Genomic DNA, 18,725 nt, shown 5'->3' with positions numbered 1-18,725 from the left:
CGGCTCTTGTCTTCATCGCCCGTGAGAAAGACCGTGTTTCGGCAAGCTTGGCACGAGCGGATTTGATGTGGGGCCCCTACCCGAAGGGATCGCTCCGCCCGGTCGCATATTGCGCCATCGCCATCGTGGTCCATTGCGCGTTGACGCGGATGCAGCTGGGAAAGACGCTGGCATCGGTGACGAGCACATTGGTCGTTTCGTGGACACGGCAATCGAGGTCGACGACCCCGTGCTGCGGATCCTCGTTGATGGCATTGCCGCCGTGGGGGTGGCTGCTCGACAGGGTGACATCATCCTGTTCGCGGATCGCATCGCGGAAGAAGGCGTCGATATCCATGTCGGGCGTGACCGTCTGCCCCTTTGCCAGCGCCGGATAGCATTCGAGCGCGCCGGCGGCGAAATGGACCTTGGTGAGCGTCGCCATCGCGTCGCGCAGCACCGGCAGATCTTCACTGGGGTCGAGCCGGAATTCGAGCTTGCCGTTCTTCACGCGCCCACGCCGGTCGGCCGGGAACAGGATTCCCGCCGAATGGACGCGGCCGAAATTCTTCATGCGGTCCGCATGGTCGCCGAACCAGCCGGGCATCAGCGACGCCATCGACATCGGGGGCTGGAAATGGCTTTCGAGCAGATAGTCGCCGCAATCGACATAGCTCGACATCTGATCCTCGTCCCACGCATCGCCCCCGACCCCTTCGGGCATCAGCGCGACGACGGGCGAGGCGACGTTGAGCGATATCTGATAGCCGGTGCGGTCGATATCGCTGCGATCGAGCAGCTTCGACGAGGCGATCGTTCCCGCCGCGACCACGACGCCGACGCGCGCGCGGACGAGCTTTTTCGACCCGTCGGGCAGGACCAGCTTCACCGCCTCCGCCTCGCGCCGGCCGTCATAGGCGGTCTGCCAGACGATCCGCTCGGCCTTGGTGTCGGGCAATATCCGCGCCCCGAAATCGCGGCACGCCTCGGGCAGATAGGTCTGCGCGATCCCCATGCGGCGGCCATAGGCGCAGCCCGAGTTGCAATAGCCGCAATAGGCACAGGCGTTGGCGGTGTTCGGAGGGCCGAAATTCTTGGCGAACCAGTCGGTTATGGCGCGCTGTTCGCGCGGGTTGCTGGATGCTGCGGCATAGTTGTTCCAGCCGTTGATCAGGTGCGGGCCGTTGTGGCGCCCGCTGCGCGGCTCGATCGGCGCGATGCCGAGCCTCGCCTGCACCGCGTCATAGCTGGCATGAAAGGCGGCGGCGTCGATCGGCGCGCCGATGCTCGCCCATTTGGCGAGCACGTCCGGCGCGTCGGGGTGCGTGCGTCCCGCTTCGTTGACGCGGAGGCATATCCCGTTGTTGATCGTCGACGATCCGCCGACGCAGCGCCCCTGGAACACGACGAAATCGCGATTGGTCGAGGTTTGCAGCGCGCCATGCTTGTAGAGCCGCGCGATCATGTCGAGTTCGTGATGGGTGATCTCGTGGCTGGGGCAAAAGGGGCCTGCCTCGACGATCAGCACCTTATAGCCCTGTGCCGCGACATTGCGGGCGGCGACCCCGCCTCCCGCGCCCGATCCGATGACGACAACGTCATATTCGTCCTCGATCGTGTCGGCGCCGAGAATATAGGCGGGATCGACCTCGCGCCCGACGACCGGCGTCAGCGGGACGTCGTAGTTGCCGCGCGCCCGGAACTTCGGGAGCGTGAAACCGATCTGCCGGTGCACCGGATTGGCGGCGTTGGCGCCCTGGTCGCCGGGTTCCAGTCCCGGCTGCCAATGGCCATAATAGCAGGCGTAGATGATACCGCGCAGCCGCGCCATATCCTGAAACAGGTCGATCTGGCTGTTCTTGAGGCGATCGGTCAGCCTCTCCACACGGTCCGCGACATCATTTTCGGTGAAAAAGGGCCCGCCTAGCACCAACTCGGTCGCGGTCAGCGACAGCCGGATCTCGTCGAGCTTGGTCCCGCCGACCTTTTCGAACAGCTCGCAGACATTGGTCACGACCTGATCGGCCGAAATCACCATCTCGGCTTCGTGGAACAGCGCCTCGGTCAACGCCTTCAGAAATTTGCGCTGCCCGAAATTGAACGGTGCCGTCATCGCCCTGCCCCCCTTGTCCTGCTCCGCAAAATGCCGCGTTATAGCGGCCAGGAGCAAGCTGTATTGTATGGGATCGCCAGCTATGCGGTGCGCGCCAATTTTTCGGGCGCAAGGAAGGGCTGCACGACCGCCATTGCCCGCCCGACATAATCGGCTTTCTCACCGACCGGCGCGACATAGTGAAGCGCCTCTTCGGCGGCCGCGGTCCCGGCGAGGCGCGCGATGATCCACGCCGAGAGATATTGCGACGCGAGGCAGCCGCCCGCCGTCGCGACATTGCCGTGCGCGACGAAGGGCGCGTCGAGCACCTCCACCCCCGCCTCGATCACCCACGGCTTGGTGGTGAGGTCGGTGCAGGCGGGAAGATCGCCGATCAGCCCGAGCCGGGCGAGCAGCAGCGTTCCCGAGCATTGCGCGGCGACGAGCTGACGCGCGGGGTCGAGCCGGATGCGGCCGAGCATCAGCGGATCGGCCGCGATCTCGCGCGTCCTGATGCCGCTGCCGATGATCACCGCATCGGCCTTTGCCGCGAAGTCGAGCGGTTGCTGCCGTTCGATCGTCACGCCGTTCATCGAAGTCACCTTCGGCGTCGGCGCGGTGATATGCGCCTCCCAGCCCTGGCCGCGCAGGCGGTTCAGGATCGCGGCGGCGACGAACGAATCGAGCTCGTTGAAGCCGTCGAAGGTCAGGACCGCGATCTGCACGTCAAAACTCCCGCAAAAGATGAAGGGACAAAGGGGCCGCGCCTATACCGCGCCTTCGATGACATCATCAACCTTCGGCGATCGAATGGTGGCGCGCCTCGACTATGGCCCCGCGATGCAATAGTATCGAGCGATCAGCGCAGCGCGATCGTCAGATGCGCGACCGCGACGATATCCGTCAGCCGGTCGCGCAATTCCTCGCACCGCACATCTCCCTTTACCTCGACGATCGCGGCGCGCGCCTCCGGCCCGACGCGCCAGACGTGGAGGTCGGTGACCACCGCCCCCGCCGCCTCGACGCGGCTCCGGATCGCCGCGGCGGCTTCGGCATCGTTCGTGTCGAGCAGGATCGCGGCGGTGTCGCGCATCAACCCCCACGACCAGTGCGCGATGACGAGCGCCCCGACGACGCCCATCGCCGGATCCATCCAGTAGAGCCCGAGATAGCGCCCCGCGAGCAGCGCGCCGATCGCGAGCAGCGAGGTCAACGCGTCGGCGAGGACATGGAAATAGGCCGAGCGGAGATTGTTGTCGTGGCCGTGGTGGTGATGCGCATGATCATGGTCGTGCCCATGATCGTGGCCGTGATGATGGTGCCCGCCCATCAACAGCAGCGCGCTGACGATATTGACCGCAAGCCCCAGCACGGCGACGAGCGTCGCACTGGCGAAATCGACGCGCACCGGATCGATCAGGCGCAGGAAGGATTCGACCGCGATCCCGATCGCGAAGATGCCGAGGATCAACGCCGAAGCGAAGCCGGTCAGGTCGCCGACCTTGCCGGTGCCGAAGCTGTAGCGCGGATCGTGACGATGCTTTTTCGCATAGCGATAGGCGAGCGCGGCAAGGCCGAGCGCCCCGGCGTGGGTCGCCATGTGGAAACCGTCGGCGAGGAGCGCCATCGATCCCGTCCAGTAACCCGCAGCGATCTCGGCGACCATCATCACCGCGGTCAGCGCGACGACCCACAGGGTGCGCTTCGCATTCTCGTCATGCGCGGCGCCGAGGAAATCATGCAAATGCTGGGTGGGGACGGATTCGGACATGCCGCCTATCTATTTCGCATCGTAGCCTGTTCGACAAGGGGCGCGGCGCGGGAGATGGAACGTGACGGCTTTTGGGTGGGAAGCTGACCCTTGTGCACCCCGGCGAAAGCCGTGCGGAAATATGCCAGGTTAGCGTCATCTTTCTGGACCCCGGCTTTCGCCGGGGCGCACATCGCTAACGACTGTCTCCGATCGAAACCCGACTAAGGATAGCTCACCGTCTTCGGCACCTCGGGGATCGGGATGAACTCCTCGCTGTCGCCGGGGACGAGCGGGAATTTGCGGTCCTTCCATTCCTGCTTGGCATCGTTGATGCGATCACGCGAGGAACTCACGAAATTCCACCACACATGGCGCGGCGTCGTGAACGCCTCGCCGCCGAGCAGCATCACGCGTGCGTCGGTTTCGGCGCGCAGCGTCATCGCCTGTCCGGGTTTCAATATGTAAAGGCTGTAGCGGTCGAGCAGCTCGCCATCGAGGCTCGCGTCGCCAAGCGCGACGAGCACCGCGCGCTCGTCGGCCTCGGCGTCGATCGGCAGGCTGGCGCCGACGTTCATCAATATGTCGGCATATATGGTCGCGCTGTGCTGCGTCGTCGGTGCGGTGACGCCCCACAGGCTGCCCATGATCACCCGGGCCGAAACGCTGCCATCTTCCACCAGCGGCAATTTGTCGACGGGCACATGCTCGAACGCCGGGTCGATCTCTTCCTTGCCGTCGGGCAGCGCGAGCCAGGTCTGCATGCCCGAGATGCCCGATCCGGTCGCGCGCTCGGCCGGCGGCGTGCGCTCCGAATGGACGATGCCGCGCCCCGCAGTCATCAAATTGCATGCGCCGGGGCGGATCGTCGCGAAGGTGCCCAGACTGTCGCGATGGTCGATCGCGCCTTCGAAGAGGTAGGTCAAAGTCGACAGGTTGATATGCGGGTGCGGACGCACGTCCATCCCCTGCCCGATGTCGAAATGCGCGGGGCCGAACTGATCGACGAAAATGAAGGGGCCCACCATCGTCCGTTCCTTGTTGGGAAGCGTGCGGCGCACGTCGAACGCGCCGATGTCGTGGGTCGAGGGGGTAATGACGGTGAACATCAGTCGAGCCTTTCCAGCGTCCTTCGGGTCTTTTCGGTTTCGACATTGCCGGTGTTGCGCGTCGAATTGGGTTCGAGCAGGACGACGTGGCATTCGCCGTCCAGCGCCTCGGGACAATGTTCGGTGCCGTGCGGCACGATGATGAATTCGCCGGGCTCGACGATCACGTCGCGATCCTGAAACGCCATCTTCATCCGGCCGGCGACGACGAGGAACAACTCGTCCTCGGTGTCATGATGATGCCAGTCGAACTTGCCGTCGAGCTTCACCAGCTTGACCTGGAAATTATTGATGTCGCCCGCGACGCGCGGGTTCCACGCGTCGGGTATTCTGGCGAAGGCTTCGGCCAGGTTGACCTTGTCCGCCATCGTCATTCTCCCGGCGCGGTCGCGCGGATCGCCAGCGCATGGACGCGCTGGCCCGGCAGGTCGCCGAGCGCCTTGTTCACCGTGCGCTGGCGCATCACGCGGTTCATTCCGGCAAAGCCGGCCCACTCGATACTCAGGCTGAAATGCGATTCGCCGCTGCCGTCGTCGCCCATATGGCCGTGATGGCTGGCGCTGTCGTTGCTCAGGATGAAATTCGCGTCGGGAAAGGCTGCGGCGAGCAGGCTTTCCATCTCTTGCTGTACGGGGCCTTTGTCGCTCATGGGGTTGACCATAAGCGCTCCGTCGCCAAATTATAAGGCCTCCCGAAGATCAGCTTACCGCTCCGATTCCGAAAGCCTGTCGTGCCGTCTTCCGCCCGCCCCTCCCGATTCCATGGCCGCGTCCCCCGCGAGGAACGCTGCGCCGCGCCCGGCTGCCGCGAAGCCGGCGAGTTTCGCGCACCCGTATCGTCGCACCGCTCGGCCGACGGCCCGCCGCCCTATCGCTGGCTGTGCCTCGACCATGTTCGCGAATTCAATGCCGGCTATAATTTCTTCGAAGGCATGAGCGCCGACCAGATCATGGCGGCGCAGTCGCCGACCGCCGGATGGGAGACCGAAAGTCGCGCCTTTCGCCCCGCAGGCAGCGCCGACCTGCCGCCGCGCTGGGCCGATTTCAAGGACCCGATGGACGCGCTCGGCGCGCGGTTCCGGCAACGCATGGACGCGGCGCGGCGCGAGGCCGCCAATCCCGGCCTGTCGCGCGAGGAGCAGGACGCGATGCAGTTGATGGCGCTTCCCGCCGACGCCGACCGCGCGGCGCTGCGACGCCGCTACAGCGAGCTCGTCCGCAAATATCATCCCGACCGGAATGGCGGCGATCGCAGTTTCGAAACCCGTCTGGGTCAGGTAGTGGGGGCCTATCAACTGCTGAGGAAGAGCAAGGCGTTCGCATAGGAGAGGCGCGATGACCGACCTGGATGAAGCACGGATCGCGGTGGTGCGCCGCCACATGGCGCTCGAGATCACGCACGACTGGGACGGTGTCCTCGCGACCTTCGACCATCCGCGTTACGAACTGATGGGCCCCGGGACGATCTTCGACGGCGAGGCGGCGGTGCGATCCTATTTCGCGTCCTCGCGCGAGCCCTTTCCCGACCAGGCGAACGAGGTCATCGCGATCGCCGCCGACGCCGCAACGAACACGGTGCTCGTCGAATTCTGGCTGACCGGCACGCATCTTGGGCCGCTCAAGCTTGGCCTGCGCACCATCGAGCCGACGGGCAAGGCATTCCGCATCCGCATGGCGGCGAGCTTCGAGTTCGCCCCCGGCAGCGACAAGATCGTCTGCGAACGTCCCTATTACGACCAGTCGGCGGTGATGAAGGCGCTGGGTCTGCTCTGAAAGGCGTTGCAAGCCGCAACCCATGACGATACCGCGACAGCCGAAGCGCCGCCCGGCGGCGACTCTCCCCGTTTGCTTGCTGGACTTTGCCATGACCGATATCCCGAACAGCCTTCCCGACCATCACGGCTCGACGCTCCTTTCGGCGCCCGATGTCGAGATCGACGCGCGCGAGGTGTTCGGGATCGATATCGACATGAAGGTGCCCGCGTTCAGCGAGGCCGACGAGCGCGTCCCCGACCTGGACCCCGCCTATGTCTTCGACGGCGACACGACGCTCGCGATCCTCGCGGGCTTCAAATACAACCGCCGCGTGATGGTGCAGGGCTATCACGGCACCGGCAAGTCGACGCATATCGAACAGGTCGCGGCGCGGCTGAAATGGCCGTGCATCCGCGTCAACCTCGACGCGCATATCAGCCGTATCGACCTGGTCGGCCGCGACGCAATCGTGCTCCGCGACGGCCAGCAGGTCACCGAATTTCGCGAAGGCCTGCTCCCCTGGGCGCTGCAGACCCCGACCGCGCTCGTCTTCGACGAATATGACGCCGGGCGTCCCGATGTGATGTTCGTGATCCAGCGCGTGCTCGAGACCGAGGGCAAGCTGACGCTGCTCGACCAGAACCGGGTCATCCGCCCGAATCCCTATTTCCGCCTCTTCTCGACCGCGAACACCGTCGGGCTCGGCGACACGAGTGGGCTGTATCACGGGACGCAGCAGATCAACCAGGGCCAGATGGACCGCTGGAACATCGTCGTCACGCTGAACTACCTCCCCGCCGCGACCGAAAGCGCGATCGTCCTCGCCAAGGTACCGAACACCGACGACACGACCGTCGCCAATATGGTCAAGGTCGCGGACCTGACGCGCCAGGGTTTCATCAATGGCGATATATCGACCGTGATGTCGCCCCGCACCGTGATCAGCTGGGCGCAGAACACCGCGATCTTCAACAATATCGGTTTCGCGTTCCGCCTCTCCTTCCTCAACAAGTGCGACGAGGCCGAGCGAATGATCGTCGCCGAATATTATCAACGCGTGTTCGGCGAAGACCTGCCCGAGAGCGTGATCGGCAAATGATGCGGCTGCGCCACCTGACGGTGGCGTTCGGCGCCGCGCTGACGCTGTCGGGGTGCAGCATCGCGGCGGTCGATTATGGCAAGATCCGCCACGCCGACTATGTCGCCGACTCGCGCTGCACCGCGCAGCCCGGCGCGGCGGTCGATGACGCCGCGCTGCCCTATTTCTTCGCCACGAGCCGCCTGCCCGACTGCCGCACGAGCGAGATCGAGCTGCTTCGTCACCGCGGCGACCAGATGCGTTACGGGCGCTTCGATGCGCCGCGCGACGTCATGGTGGGCAAGAAGAAGCGCTTTCTGCCCCCGCTCGCCTTCCAGACCTCGGCCGACTGGTGGCGCGCGCTGCAGGCCGAAACCGACCGCAGGCAGGGGCGCGTATTGCTCTATGTCCACGGTTACCGCGAGAATTTTTCGACGACGTCGAAGGACGCCGCGCAGATCGCGCGGATGACGGGCTTCGACGGCCCGATCATCGAATATAGCTGGCCGTCGCAGGGCAAATTTCTGAGCTATGTCGTCGACGAGACGAACATGTATCACGACGTCCGCAATTTCCGCGATTTCCTGAAGTCGCTTGCCGAACAAAGCTGGGTCAAGGAGATCGTCGTCGTCTCGCACTCGCTCGGCGCGCGGCTGGTCATCCCGGCGGTCGCCTATGTCGACCGCACGTCGAGCAGCGCCGACAGCAGCAATATCTCGAACATCATCCTCGCCTCGCCCGATATCGACCGCGAGACGTTCGAGCGCGATATCGAGGAAGAAGTGTTGTCGGCGCGACGCGTGGCGGTGGGCCGCCGGATCACCGCCTATGTCTCGCGCGCCGACAAGGCGCTCGCCGCATCGCGCGCGATCCACGGCTATCCGCGGCTCGGCTCGCCCTATTGCTTCAACCCGTTCGAGGCCGCCGAGCTGAAAGCCAAGGGGCTCCCCGAACGCTGCTATCCCGTCGCGCGCCCGGGGCTGACCGTGATCGACACGACCGACGTGTCGCGCGGATCGACCGGACACAGCAATTTCCTGCGCAGCGCCGTCGTGTGCCGCGATTTCATCGATGTGGTCGCGAACAAGCGCACGCGGCCCGAGCGCGTCGCGACGGAGTGGTCGCATGTCTTCCGCCTGATGCCCGATCCGACGGTGCCGAAGGATGGCGACGATGCGATCTGCCAGCGGACGCCCGAAGCCGAAGAGCCGCAGTAAGACCCTAAAAGCCGCACATGATCGCGAAATTGGTGAGCCAGACGACCGGCCCCTCACCGGTCCAGAGCCAAAGCCCGCCAAGCGCGATCAGAGTGAAGAGCGCGAGCGCGACCCAGTCCTGCCGCGCCAGCTTCATGCTGGCTTCAGCCGCGTGACGGGCGCGTCGGCGATCGGCAAGTGGACGAGCCCCGCGAACAGCCCGAGCGCGATCGAGAAGCCCCAGGCGATATTATAGCTGCCGGTAGCGTCGAAGATCAGCCCCGCCATCCACGCGCCGAAGAAGCTGCCGAGCTGGTGGCTGAGGAAGACGATGCCGTAAAGCATCGAAAGGTAGCGGATGCCGAAGATCCGCCCGACGATCCCGCTGGTGAGCGGCACCGTGCCCAGCCAGAGGAAGCCCATCGCGCCCGCGAAGACGAGCGCGCTCGCATGGCTCAAGGGCAGGAAGAGAAAGAGCGCGATCACCGCCGAGCGCGCGGTGTAGAGCGCCGACAGCACATATTTCTGTCGCAGCAAATCGCCCGCGCGGCCGAACACGTACGAACCGAGGATGTTGAAAAGCCCGACGAGCGCGAGCACCTGCGCGCCGATTTCGATGCCCAGCCCCTTGTCGTCGAGATAGGCCGGCAGGTGCGTCGCGATAAAGGCGATATGGAAACCGCAGACGAAGAAGCCCGCGTTGAGCAGCCAGTAGCCGCGGTGTCCCGCCGCCTCGCGCAGCGCCTCGCGCGCGCTTTGCTCGACTTCCAGGGTCAGCCCCCCTGCGCCGTCAGTGCGACCCGCGACACCGATCGCGAGTAGCCCGCACAGCGCGACGAGCCCGGCCATGATCCACAGCGTCTGATGATAACCGATGTCGCCGAGCAGCATCGACGCCAGCGGGACGACGAGGAACTGGCCGAGCGAGCCGCCCGCGGTGACGATGCCGAACGCACCGCTGCGCTTCTCTGGGCTGACGACGCGTCCGACGGCGCCGAGCACGACGACGAAGGTCGTCGCCGACTGCGCCATGCCGATGAGCAGGCCGAAGCTGATATGGAGTCCGATCGCGTCGGTCGCGAAGGCCGCACCGATCAGCCCGAGCGCATAGAGTAGCGCGCCCGCGAGCACGACGCGCCCCGCGCCATGCTTGTCGGCAAGCGCGCCGACGAAGGGCTGAACAAGGCCGAAGAGCAGGTTCTGGAGCGCCATCGCGAGGCCGAAGTCAGAGCGGCTGATGCCGATATCGACGCTCATTTGCGGCAGGAACAGGCCGAACGACTGGCGCACGCCCATTGCCAAGGTGACGATGAAGGCCGCGCAGGCGATGACGACCCAGGGGCGTTTCATGGGGAAAAGTGCGAGGGAGCTCATATTGCGCCGGATGCTCCCGCCTTCGCTTGGCGTCAAGCGAGCTTAGCTATGCCCCGGCCTACACCCACTTTCGTCACCGCGGACTTGATCCGGGGCCCATTTCCGCCGGTGAAGCCATGGAACCCCAATCAAGCCCGGGGTGACGATGAAAGGGATTTCCTTCGGCACCCAAAGCCGGTTAGAGCCGATTCGAAATGTCTGCCTCCACTCCCCTCGACGATTTCAAGGCCGCGCTGTCGAGCGTCGCGCGCGCGGTGACGCGCGATGCCGAGGTCGAGGTCGGCTTCACCGCCGACGCGCCGGCGCAGGTCGGCAAGGCGATCAAGGTGCCGACGCCGTCGCGCACATTGCCCGCCGACCAGGTCGCCGAGGCGCGAGGTTTCGCGGACGCTTATGCGCTGCGGATGAAGCATCACAGCGACAAGATCCATAATGCCGCCCGCCCCGCCGAACCCGTCGCCGCCGCGGCCTTCGACGCGATGGAGCGCGCGCGCGTCGAGGCGCTGGGCGCGCGGCATATGAACGGGATGCGCGGCAATCTGGCGGCCAGCCTCGCGATGCGGATGCGTAGCGATCCGATCAGCCGGGCCCAGAATCGTGAAGACGTACCCATTTCGAGCGCGCTCGAACTGATGCTGCGCGAGGCGCTGACCGGCGAGCAGGCGCCGCAGGGGACCGAAACCGGCCTTTCGCTTGTGCGCGAATGGATCACCAACGAGGCGGGCGGCGACCTCACCGCGCTGTCGATGCTGCTCGACGATCAGGCGGCCTTTGCCGAAACCGCGAAACTGGCGCTGCGCCACCTCGACCTCATTCAGAGCGACGAGCCGCTCGAGGAGGGCAGCGAGGACGGCGGCGAGCAGGATGAGAGCGAGGCCGAAGAGAGCCAGGAAGAGCAGGAAAGCGAAGACGGCGGCGCCGGCGAAAGCCAGGTCGATGCGCGCGCCGAAATGGCGGGCGATCAGGCCGACGACGGCGACAGCGACCCCGACGCACAGGAAATGGAGGCCGACGGCGAACCCGAAATGGGCGGCGAAGGCGACGAGGGGATGCTGCCGGTGCGTCCCAACCGCCTGCCGAGCGACATTCCCGATTTCAACTATCTGCGCTTCACCGAAAAGCATGACGAGATCGTCGCCGCGACCGAGCTGTGCGATGCCGATGAACTCACCCGCCTGCGCGCCTATCTCGACCAGCAGATGACGCATCTGCAGGGCGCGGTGACCAAACTCGCGAACCGCCTCCAGCGCCGGTTGATGGCGCAGCAGAACCGCGCGTGGGATTTCGACCAGGAGGAAGGCCAGCTCGACGCCGCACGGCTTGCGCGCGTCATCGTCTCGCCGGGCCAGTCGCTCTCCTACAAGATCGAGCGCGATACCGATTTCCGCGATACCGTCGTCACCCTACTCATCGATAATTCGGGGTCGATGCGCGGGCGGCCGATCAGCATCGCCGCGATCAGCGCCGACATCCTCGCGCGCACGCTCGAACGCTGCGGCGTGAAGACCGAAATCCTCGGCTTTACCACGCGGACGTGGAAGGGCGGGCAGAGCCGCGAGGACTGGCTAGCCGCGGGGCGCCCTGCGCACCCCGGCCGCCTCAATGACCTCAGGCACATCATCTACAAGCCGGCGGACGAGCCCTATCGCCGCGCGCGCAAGTCTCTGGGGTTGATGATGCGCGAGGGGCTGCTGAAAGAGAATATCGACGGCGAGGCGCTGATGTGGGCGCACCATCGCATCATCAATCGCCCCGAGGAACGCCGCATCCTGATGGTGATCAGCGACGGCGCGCCGGTCGACGACAGCACGCTGTCGGTGAACCACGGCGCCTATCTGGATCAGCACCTTCGCCAGGTGATCGAATGGATCGAAAACCGCTCGCCGGTCGAGCTGTGCGCGATCGGCATCGGGCACGACGTGACGCGTTATTACAGCCGCGCGGTGACGATCATGGACGCCGAACAATTGGGCGGGACGATGGTCGAGCAATTGGCAGGGCTGTTCGATATCGATTGAGGGGCGACCGGGCACGCGATGCGGCGCGCCCGGACAAGATCACGAATTCTCAGTTTGCCGGCTCGACCGGGATCGCGGCGGCGGTGGCGACCGGTTCCGCCGCGGGCGCGATCGGAGCTACCGGCGTCGTCTCGGCCATCCGCACAGCCAGCGCCTTGTCGAACTCGGCATGGAAGGCATTATAGGGCTCGGCAAACGCCACGGGCTTTCCGTCCGAATAGGAGGATCCCATGCGCGCCTTGGCTTCGACCGTCTGCAGTTTGATCGACATACGGGTCAGCGCGGGCGAGATTGGCTCGACGAATATGGACGCGACCTGGGTCAGTTTCTTCTTACCAAACCCCCAGAATATATTATAGACCAGCTTTGATTTCGCATCGGTCTCTGCCGTTATTGTTCCCGCATCCTTGCTTGCGTTGATGTTGACGTAACCCATCTCCTGCAGCGCAGATATGGATGAACGGAAAACGATGTCGACACCCCCCTGGATTTCGCGTTTTTGCAGCGCGTCCAGCTGCACCTCGCTCAGTTCTACCGGCTTCGGTTCTTTTTCCTTTGCCGATACTGCAGCAGACGTCATCATCATCGTCGCGCCCAGCACGACCAATGCCACTTTACGCATTCAAACCCCCCTTTGAAATTGGCTTTCCCCTGCGTTGACTGGATAGGATCGAATTCATGCTTTGCAACCATTTTACGAAAGGCGGCGATGCCGCCCGAAACCCGAGGGTGCATCGCCGGATGACAACCCCTTTCCCCCTCGTTACAAACCCTTCCCGGTGCAACAGGGACTCGCGGCCCAAGACGAGAGCCAATGCGCCGAAATATATGCTGAAGGTCGCCGGCATGACGTGAGGCCGCACCGATGGGGTGCGCGGCTGAGGGGGCGATTTTAGCATGAAAAAAGCATCCGACCTGTTCATCGAGTGCCTGGAAGAAGAAGGCGTCGAATATATTTTCGGCGTTCCGGGCGAGGAAAATCTCGATTTCCTCGACAGCCTTTCGCGCTCGACCAAGATCAAGCTGATCCTGACCCGGCACGAGCAGGGCGCGGGCTTCATGGCCGCCACATACGGACGCCATACCGGCAAGACCGGCGTATGCCTTGCGACGCTCGGGCCGGGCGCGACGAACTTCGTTACCGCGGCGGCCTATGCGCAATTGGGCGGCATGCCGATGATGATGATCACCGGGCAAAAGCCGATCAAGAAATCGAAGCAAGGCCGCTTCCAGATTCTCGACGTCGTCGCGATGATGGGGCCGATCACCAAATATACGCACCAGATGGCGTCGTCGGACAATATCCCGAGCCGCGTGCGCGAAGCCTTCCGCCTCGCCGAAGAGGAAAAGCCCGGCGCGGTGCATATCGAGCTGCCCGAGGATATCGCCGACGAGCATACCGACTCGACCCCGTTGAAGCGCAGCCATTCACGCCGCCCCAACGCCGATTCCAAATCGATCCGCGAGGCGGTGAAGGCGCTCGAAAATGCGAAGTCGCCGGTGCTGGTGATCGGCGCGGGCGCGAACCGCACGATGACGAGCCGGATGCTGCTGCAATTCATCGAAAAGACCGGCATACCCTTCCTGACGACGCAGCTCGGCAAGGGCGTGATCGATGAGCGGCACCCGAAATTCCTCGGCTGCGCAGCATTGAGCGCGGGCGATTTCGTCCACCGCGCGGTCGAGGCGTCCGACTGCATCGTCAATCTTGGTCACGATGTGATCGAAAAGCCGCCCTTCTTCATGCAGCGCGGCGGCCCGACGGTGATCCATGTGTCGACCAAGACCGCCGAGGTCGATCCCGTCTATTTCCCCGACATCGAGGTGATCGGCGACATCGCCAACGCGGTCTGGCAGATGAAGGAGGACATCGTCCCCAACGGCGGGTGGAAGTTCGATCACCTGCTCGCCTATCGCAAGGCCGAGGTCGAGCATACCGCGTCGCTGGCGAAGGACGAGCGTTTCCCCATCTTTCCGCCGCACCTGGTGCAGTCGGTTCGCGATGCGATGCCCGACGACGGGATCATCTGCCTCGACAATGGCGTCTACAAGATCTGGTTCGCGCGCGGCTATACCGCGTGCAAGCCGAACACGGTGCTGCTCGACAATGCGCTCGCGACGATGGGCGCGGGGCTGCCGTCCGCGATGATGTCGGCGATGGTCTATCCGGGGCGCAAGGTCATGGCGATCTGCGGCGACGGCGGCTTCATGATGAACAGTCAGGAGATGGAGACCGCGGTGCGCCTCGGCCTCAACATCACCGTGCTGATCCTCAACGACAACAGCTATGGCATGATCCGCTGGAAACAGGCGAACATGGGCTTCAAGGATTGGGGGCTGACCTATGGCAACCCCGACTTCGTCAAATATGCCGAGGCTTATGGAGCCAGCGGCCACCGCGTCGAAAGCGCGGCGCATCTGAAGGAACTTCTCACGCATACGCGCGATACTCCGGGGGTGCACCTGATCGACTGCCCGGTCGATTATTCGGAGAATGACCAGATTTTGAACAATGATATCAAGCGATTGTCGAAGGAGCTGTAAAGGCTTCCACCGCTGATTGAACGCGACAATCCACAATGGGTCGATTTGTATGATCGGCTGAACGGTTAATGCCGCCCCTGGGTCCCCGCTTTCGCGGGGATGACAATGTTTCAGAGTGTCGGAGAATGATTGTGAAGTTGAAAGACGTCTATCCGCTCTATCTCAACAACAAGGCGGTGCAGCCGAACACCGACCTCGAGGTGATCGACAAATTCACGGGCGAGGTTGCATTCCGCACCGCGCTCGCGACCCCCGACGTCATCGACGAAGCGATCGCGGGCGCCGTGCGCGCCGCCGAGCCGATGGCGCGGCTGGCGAGTTTCGAGAAGCGCGATGTGCTCAGCCATTGCGTCGGGCGATTTCAGGAGCGGTTCGACGAACTCGCCCATGCTTTGTGCGTCGAGGCGGGGAAGCCGATCGCCGACAGCGAGGGTGAGGTCACCCGCCTGATCGATACCTTCCGCATCGCCGCCGAGGAAGCGACGCGCAATTATGGCGAGGTCCAGCCGCTCGACGTTTCGGCGCGCGCAAAGGGCTATATGGGGATGTGGAAGCGCGTGCCGATCGGTCCGTGCAGCTTCATCTCGCCGTTCAACTTCCCGCTCAACCTCGCCGCGCACAAGATCGCGCCCGCGATCGCGATGGGCTGCCCCTTTGTGATGAAGCCCGCGTCGCTGACGCCGCTCGGCGCGATCATCATGGGCGAGGTGCTCGCCGAATGCGATATATTGCCCGAGGGTGCGTTTAGCATCCTGCCCGCGACCCGCGCGGGCGCCGACCTGTTCACCACCGACGAGCGCCTGAAACTCCTGTCCTTCACCGGATCGCCGGGCGTGGGCTGGGATTTGAAGGCGAAGGCGGGAAAGAAGAAGGTCGTGCTCGAACTCGGTGGCAACGCCGCGGTGATCGTCGACAAGGATGCCGACCTCGACCATGCGCTCGCGCGGGTCATCTTCGGCGGCTATTACCAGTCGGGGCAAAGCTGCATCCATGTGCAGCGCGTGATCATCCACGAGGAGATCTACGAGACCTTCCGCGACATGCTGACCGCGAAGGTCAAGACGTTGAAATCGGGCGATCCGAAGCTGCGCGATACTTTCATCGGGCCGATGATTTCGGAGAAGGAAGCGCAGCGGCTCAAGGGTTGGATCGACGAGGCGGTGGCCGCGGGCGCGACCCTGCTCGCGGGCGGCGGCTGTGAGGGCAATATGCTCGAAGCCGCGCTGCTTGAGAACGTGCCGTCCGACACCGACGTCGTGCGCGAGGAGGCGTTCGGCCCCGTCGTCATCCTGTCGAAATTTACCGATTGGGAAGCCGCCCTCGCCGAGGTCAACGACAGCAAGTTCGGGCTGCAAGCCGGACTGTTCACGCGCGACATCCACAAGGTCCTCGACGCATGGGATCATCTCGACGTCGGCGGCATCGTCGTCAACGATGTCTCGTCCTACCGCGTCGACAATATGCCCTATGGCGGGGTGAAGGACTCGGGCCTCGGCCGCGAAGGCGTGCGCTTCGCGATGGAAGATATGAGCGAAATCAGGAATCTGGTGATCCGGCGAACCTAGGCTCCCTCCATCTCGTCATTGCGAGCGTAGCGAAGCAATCCAGGGCGGTTTACGCACGCTCTGGATTGCCGCGTCGCCTTCGGCTCCTCGCAATGACGAGGATAAAATCCTTCGCCCGTCACCAAACCGCCTTCAAACCGTCCCCGAACCGACGCGGTTTTGAATCGCACAGTGTCACAAAACTCCTGTCTAGGCCGTGGGCAGCCAGAGGCTGCTTACGGAGTGTGACATGGCCACGATTTCGACCCTGCCCATCCCCGCGCGTTTTCCCGACCCCTTTACGACCGACCCGCATATCCCCGAGCGCGTGATCGGCGAACGCCGCAGCTATCGTACCGTGTGGGTCAGCGACATCCACCTCGGCACGCGCGGGTGCAACGCGCCGCTGCTGATCGACTTCTTCGACCATGTCGATTGCGAGACACTGTATCTCGTCGGCGACATCATCGACGGCTGGCGGCTCAAGAAGCGCCATTTCTGGCCGCCCGAGCATAATGACGTCGTCTGGCGCGTGCTCAAGCGCGCCAAGCGCGGCACGCGCGTCGTCTATGTTCCCGGCAACCATGACGAAATGTGCAAGCCGTTCGACGGCTTCGATTTCGGCGGCGTCGAAATCCGCCGCGAGGCGGTGCACGAGACCGCCGACGGCCGCAAATTGCTCGTCGTCCATGGCGACGAGTTCGACGCGGTGATGCTCGCACACCGCTGGCTCGCCTTCGTCGGCGATGCCGCCTACACCGCGCTGATGAAATGCAATGTGGTGGTGAACCGTATCCGCAGCGCTTTCGGCCTGCCCTATTGGTCGCTGTCGATGGTCGCCAAGCACAAGGTCAAGAACGCAGTCCAGTTCATCGGCCGCTATGAAGAGGTCGTCGCCCACGCCGCACGCTCGCGCGGGGTCAATGGGGTGGTGTGCGGGCACATCCACAGCGCCGAGATGCGCGAGATCGAGGGCACCGAATATTATAACGACGGCGACTGGGTCGAAGGCTGCACCGCGCTGGTCGAACATCACGACGGAACGATGGAAATCCTTCACTGGGCCGAAGAGGTCGCGGCGCGCAACGCCCCGACGAAGCTCGCGCTGCCCGCCGCCGCATGAGGATATTGATCGTCACCGACGCGTGGGAGCCGCAGGTCAACGGCGTCGTCCGCACGCTGCAGGCGACGATCGGCGAATTGCGCGCCGCGGGGCACGAGGTCGGGGTGATCTCGCCCGACCTGTTCCGCTCGATACCCTGCCCCTCCTATGCCGAAATCCGCCTCGCCTTTGCGGGCCGGCGCGCGGTCGGGCGCCGTATCCGCGCTTTCGCACCGCAGGCGATCCATATTTCGACCGAAGGGCCGCTCGGCCTCGCCGCGCGGCGCTGGTGCCTTGACAACGGCTTTCCCTTCACCACCGCTTATCACACGCGCTTTCCCGAATATGTCGCGGCGCGACTGCCCGTGTCGCCCGATTTCGTCTGGCGCTTCATCCGCTGGTTTCACCGCCCGGCGCGGCACATCATGGTCGCGACGCGTAGCCTGGCGCGCGAACTCGCCGAACAGGGCCTCGATCAGACGATGATGTGGGAACGCGGCGTCGATCACGACCTGTTCCGCCCCGACCGCGCCCCGCACCCCGCATTTGAGGGGCTGGCACGGCCGATCCAGCTTTATGTCGGGCGCGTCGCGGTCGAGAAGAATATCGGCGCCTTCCTCGATTGCGACCGGCCGGGCACGAAAGTCATCGTCGGCGACGGCCCCGCGCTCACCGAATTGAAGGCGCGGCATCCGGGTGCGTTGTTCCTCGGCAAGCTGGGCGGCGAAACGCTTGCGGCCGCCTATGCCGGCGCCGACGTCTTCGTCTTCCCCAGCCGCACCGACACCTTCGGCTTGGTCATCATCGAGGCGCTGAGTTGCGGCACGCCTGTTGCCGCCTACCCGGTGCCCGGCCCCGGCGATATCGTGCGCGATGGCGCCGGCGCGCTCGACGAGGATCTCGGCCGCGCCATCGACACAGCGCTGCTATGCGATCGGGGCGACGCGGCGGCGCTCGGCACGCGCTACAGCTGGTCGTCGTGCACGGCGCAATTCGTGAAGGCGCTGACGTTCCTGCCGGCCGGTCCGGGGGCGGGCGCCCCGGCCGCGATGCCACGGCTCGCGTAGATTACGGGGACGGCAGGAAGCGACCGATGCACGAACCGCTGCGCGGATTGGTGCTAGCCTCGATGTAAAGCGGCCCAGCGATCGCCGCACCTGATTGAACGCGGGCTGCCGCAGGCAG

18 protein-coding genes are annotated in these 18,725 nt (G+C 64.5%); 9 read left to right on the top strand and 9 right to left on the bottom strand.

Annotated elements, in window-relative coordinates; all coding sequences use genetic code 11:
* Nucleotides 1-76: 76 nt before the first annotated feature.
* From HDC29_RS18685 to HDC29_RS18660, 6 genes are all read right to left on the bottom strand, one after another.
* Nucleotides 77-2,092 (bottom strand): GMC family oxidoreductase N-terminal domain-containing protein, encoded by a 2,016-nt coding sequence (locus tag HDC29_RS18685; RefSeq protein ID WP_179499812.1) that lies wholly within the window; start codon nt 2,090-2,092, stop codon nt 77-79.
* 80 nt (nt 2,093-2,172) lie between these two features.
* On the bottom strand, nt 2,173-2,796 hold the full coding sequence (locus tag HDC29_RS18680) for a DJ-1/PfpI family protein (RefSeq protein WP_179499811.1): 624 nt from the start codon (nt 2,794-2,796) through the stop codon (nt 2,173-2,175).
* Between the two features lie 134 nt (nt 2,797-2,930).
* Nucleotides 2,931-3,842, bottom strand: coding sequence for a CDF family Co(II)/Ni(II) efflux transporter DmeF (dmeF, locus tag HDC29_RS18675; protein ID WP_179499810.1), 912 nt, complete (start codon nt 3,840-3,842; stop codon nt 2,931-2,933).
* 203 nt (nt 3,843-4,045) lie between these two features.
* Nucleotides 4,046-4,930: a pirin family protein gene (locus HDC29_RS18670; protein WP_179499809.1), complete on the bottom strand. Its 885-nt coding sequence runs from the start codon at nt 4,928-4,930 to the stop codon at nt 4,046-4,048.
* The gene (locus HDC29_RS18665; RefSeq protein WP_257018400.1) at nt 4,930-5,298 is read right to left on the bottom strand and encodes a cupin domain-containing protein; all 369 of its coding nucleotides are present in this window, start codon (nt 5,296-5,298) and stop codon (nt 4,930-4,932) included. The genes HDC29_RS18670 and HDC29_RS18665 overlap by 1 nt, the downstream gene beginning before the upstream one ends.
* A gap of 2 nt (nt 5,299-5,300) precedes the next feature.
* Nucleotides 5,301-5,579 carry a BolA family transcriptional regulator gene (locus tag HDC29_RS18660; protein ID WP_257018398.1) on the bottom strand — a complete coding sequence of 93 codons (279 nt, stop codon included), beginning with the start codon at nt 5,577-5,579 and terminating at the stop codon, nt 5,301-5,303.
* An 81-nt stretch (nt 5,580-5,660) separates the two neighbouring features.
* On the opposite strand from HDC29_RS18660, the gene HDC29_RS18655 reads away from it, so the two are divergent.
* From HDC29_RS18655 to HDC29_RS18640, 4 genes are all read left to right on the top strand, one after another.
* A complete protein-coding gene (locus HDC29_RS18655; protein ID WP_179499806.1) occupies nt 5,661-6,254 on the top strand; it encodes a J domain-containing protein in 594 nt (197 codons plus the stop codon).
* 10 nt (nt 6,255-6,264) lie between these two features.
* Nucleotides 6,265-6,702: an ester cyclase gene (locus HDC29_RS18650; protein ID WP_179499805.1), complete on the top strand. Its 438-nt coding sequence runs from the start codon at nt 6,265-6,267 to the stop codon at nt 6,700-6,702.
* Nucleotides 6,703-6,793: 91 nt separating this feature from the next.
* Nucleotides 6,794-7,783, top strand: a complete 990-nt coding sequence (gene cobS, locus HDC29_RS18645) for a cobaltochelatase subunit CobS (RefSeq protein ID WP_179499804.1) — start codon at nt 6,794-6,796, stop codon at nt 7,781-7,783.
* Complete coding sequence (locus tag HDC29_RS18640) at nt 7,780-8,979, top strand: alpha/beta hydrolase (RefSeq protein ID WP_179499803.1); 1,200 nt, start codon at nt 7,780-7,782, stop codon at nt 8,977-8,979. The genes cobS and HDC29_RS18640 overlap by 4 nt, the downstream gene beginning before the upstream one ends.
* A 4-nt stretch (nt 8,980-8,983) precedes the next feature.
* On the opposite strand, the gene HDC29_RS19360 is transcribed toward HDC29_RS18640, so the two are convergent.
* Both HDC29_RS19360 and HDC29_RS18635 read right to left on the bottom strand, forming a co-directional pair.
* Entirely contained in the window at nt 8,984-9,115 is a 132-nt protein-coding gene (locus HDC29_RS19360) for a hypothetical protein (RefSeq protein ID WP_257018396.1), read from the bottom strand.
* Nucleotides 9,112-10,308 carry an MFS transporter gene (locus HDC29_RS18635; RefSeq protein WP_218844789.1) on the bottom strand — a complete coding sequence of 399 codons (1,197 nt, stop codon included), beginning with the start codon at nt 10,306-10,308 and terminating at the stop codon, nt 9,112-9,114. The genes HDC29_RS19360 and HDC29_RS18635 overlap by 4 nt, the downstream gene beginning before the upstream one ends.
* A 218-nt stretch (nt 10,309-10,526) precedes the next feature.
* Between HDC29_RS18635 and cobT the strand changes: the two genes are divergently transcribed.
* The gene (cobT, locus tag HDC29_RS18630) at nt 10,527-12,350 is read left to right on the top strand and encodes a cobaltochelatase subunit CobT (RefSeq protein ID WP_179499801.1); all 1,824 of its coding nucleotides are present in this window, start codon (nt 10,527-10,529) and stop codon (nt 12,348-12,350) included.
* 49 nt (nt 12,351-12,399) lie between these two features.
* Here cobT and HDC29_RS18625 read toward each other — a convergent pair whose 3' ends face one another.
* Entirely contained in the window at nt 12,400-12,972 is a 573-nt protein-coding gene (locus HDC29_RS18625; RefSeq protein WP_179499800.1) for a hypothetical protein, read from the bottom strand.
* 275 nt (nt 12,973-13,247) lie between these two features.
* Between HDC29_RS18625 and HDC29_RS18620 the strand changes: the two genes are divergently transcribed.
* From HDC29_RS18620 to HDC29_RS18605, 4 genes are all read left to right on the top strand, one after another.
* Nucleotides 13,248-14,894, top strand: a complete 1,647-nt coding sequence (locus tag HDC29_RS18620) for an acetolactate synthase large subunit (protein WP_179499799.1) — start codon at nt 13,248-13,250, stop codon at nt 14,892-14,894.
* 125 nt (nt 14,895-15,019) lie between these two features.
* Complete coding sequence (locus HDC29_RS18615) at nt 15,020-16,459, top strand: aldehyde dehydrogenase family protein (RefSeq protein WP_179499798.1); 1,440 nt, start codon at nt 15,020-15,022, stop codon at nt 16,457-16,459.
* A gap of 229 nt (nt 16,460-16,688) precedes the next feature.
* Nucleotides 16,689-17,561 (top strand): UDP-2,3-diacylglucosamine diphosphatase, encoded by an 873-nt coding sequence (locus tag HDC29_RS18610; RefSeq protein WP_179499797.1) that lies wholly within the window; start codon nt 16,689-16,691, stop codon nt 17,559-17,561.
* The gene (locus HDC29_RS18605; protein ID WP_179499796.1) at nt 17,558-18,607 is read left to right on the top strand and encodes a glycosyltransferase family 1 protein; all 1,050 of its coding nucleotides are present in this window, start codon (nt 17,558-17,560) and stop codon (nt 18,605-18,607) included. Before HDC29_RS18610 ends, HDC29_RS18605 begins: the two co-directional genes overlap by 4 nt.
* Nucleotides 18,608-18,725 lie beyond the last annotated feature (118 nt).

This window comes from Sphingopyxis sp. JAI108 (assembly GCF_013410105.1).
Taxonomy (GTDB): domain Bacteria; phylum Pseudomonadota; class Alphaproteobacteria; order Sphingomonadales; family Sphingomonadaceae; genus Sphingopyxis; species Sphingopyxis chilensis.
Note: the sequence above shows the minus strand (reverse complement) of the source record. Positions and strands in the feature narration are given on the sequence as shown.

What these genes read in the sequence shown, in the direction of transcription:
- HDC29_RS18685 (WP_179499812.1), bottom strand. Translation starts at nt 2,092, where the DNA reads ATGACGGCACCGTTCAATTTCGGGCAGCGCAAATTTCTGAAGGCGTTG.
- dmeF (WP_179499810.1), bottom strand. Translation starts at nt 3,842, where the DNA reads ATGTCCGAATCCGTCCCCACCCAGCATTTGCATGATTTCCTCGGCGCC.
- HDC29_RS18670 (WP_179499809.1), bottom strand. Translation starts at nt 4,930, where the DNA reads ATGTTCACCGTCATTACCCCCTCGACCCACGACATCGGCGCGTTCGAC.
- HDC29_RS18665 (WP_257018400.1), bottom strand. Translation starts at nt 5,298, where the DNA reads ATGGCGGACAAGGTCAACCTGGCCGAAGCCTTCGCCAGAATACCCGAC.
- HDC29_RS18660 (WP_257018398.1), bottom strand. Translation starts at nt 5,579, where the DNA reads ATGAGCGACAAAGGCCCCGTACAGCAAGAGATGGAAAGCCTGCTCGCC.
- HDC29_RS18650 (WP_179499805.1), top strand. Translation starts at nt 6,265, where the DNA reads ATGACCGACCTGGATGAAGCACGGATCGCGGTGGTGCGCCGCCACATG.
- cobS (WP_179499804.1), top strand. Translation starts at nt 6,794, where the DNA reads ATGACCGATATCCCGAACAGCCTTCCCGACCATCACGGCTCGACGCTC.
- HDC29_RS18640 (WP_179499803.1), top strand. Translation starts at nt 7,780, where the DNA reads ATGATGCGGCTGCGCCACCTGACGGTGGCGTTCGGCGCCGCGCTGACG.
- HDC29_RS19360 (WP_257018396.1), bottom strand. Translation starts at nt 9,115, where the DNA reads ATGAAGCTGGCGCGGCAGGACTGGGTCGCGCTCGCGCTCTTCACTCTG.
- HDC29_RS18635 (WP_218844789.1), bottom strand. Translation starts at nt 10,308, where the DNA reads ATGAAACGCCCCTGGGTCGTCATCGCCTGCGCGGCCTTCATCGTCACC.
- cobT (WP_179499801.1), top strand. Translation starts at nt 10,527, where the DNA reads ATGTCTGCCTCCACTCCCCTCGACGATTTCAAGGCCGCGCTGTCGAGC.
- HDC29_RS18625 (WP_179499800.1), bottom strand. Translation starts at nt 12,972, where the DNA reads ATGCGTAAAGTGGCATTGGTCGTGCTGGGCGCGACGATGATGATGACG.
- HDC29_RS18620 (WP_179499799.1), top strand. Translation starts at nt 13,248, where the DNA reads ATGAAAAAAGCATCCGACCTGTTCATCGAGTGCCTGGAAGAAGAAGGC.
- HDC29_RS18615 (WP_179499798.1), top strand. Translation starts at nt 15,020, where the DNA reads ATGATTGTGAAGTTGAAAGACGTCTATCCGCTCTATCTCAACAACAAG.
- HDC29_RS18610 (WP_179499797.1), top strand. Translation starts at nt 16,689, where the DNA reads ATGGCCACGATTTCGACCCTGCCCATCCCCGCGCGTTTTCCCGACCCC.
- HDC29_RS18605 (WP_179499796.1), top strand. Translation starts at nt 17,558, where the DNA reads ATGAGGATATTGATCGTCACCGACGCGTGGGAGCCGCAGGTCAACGGC.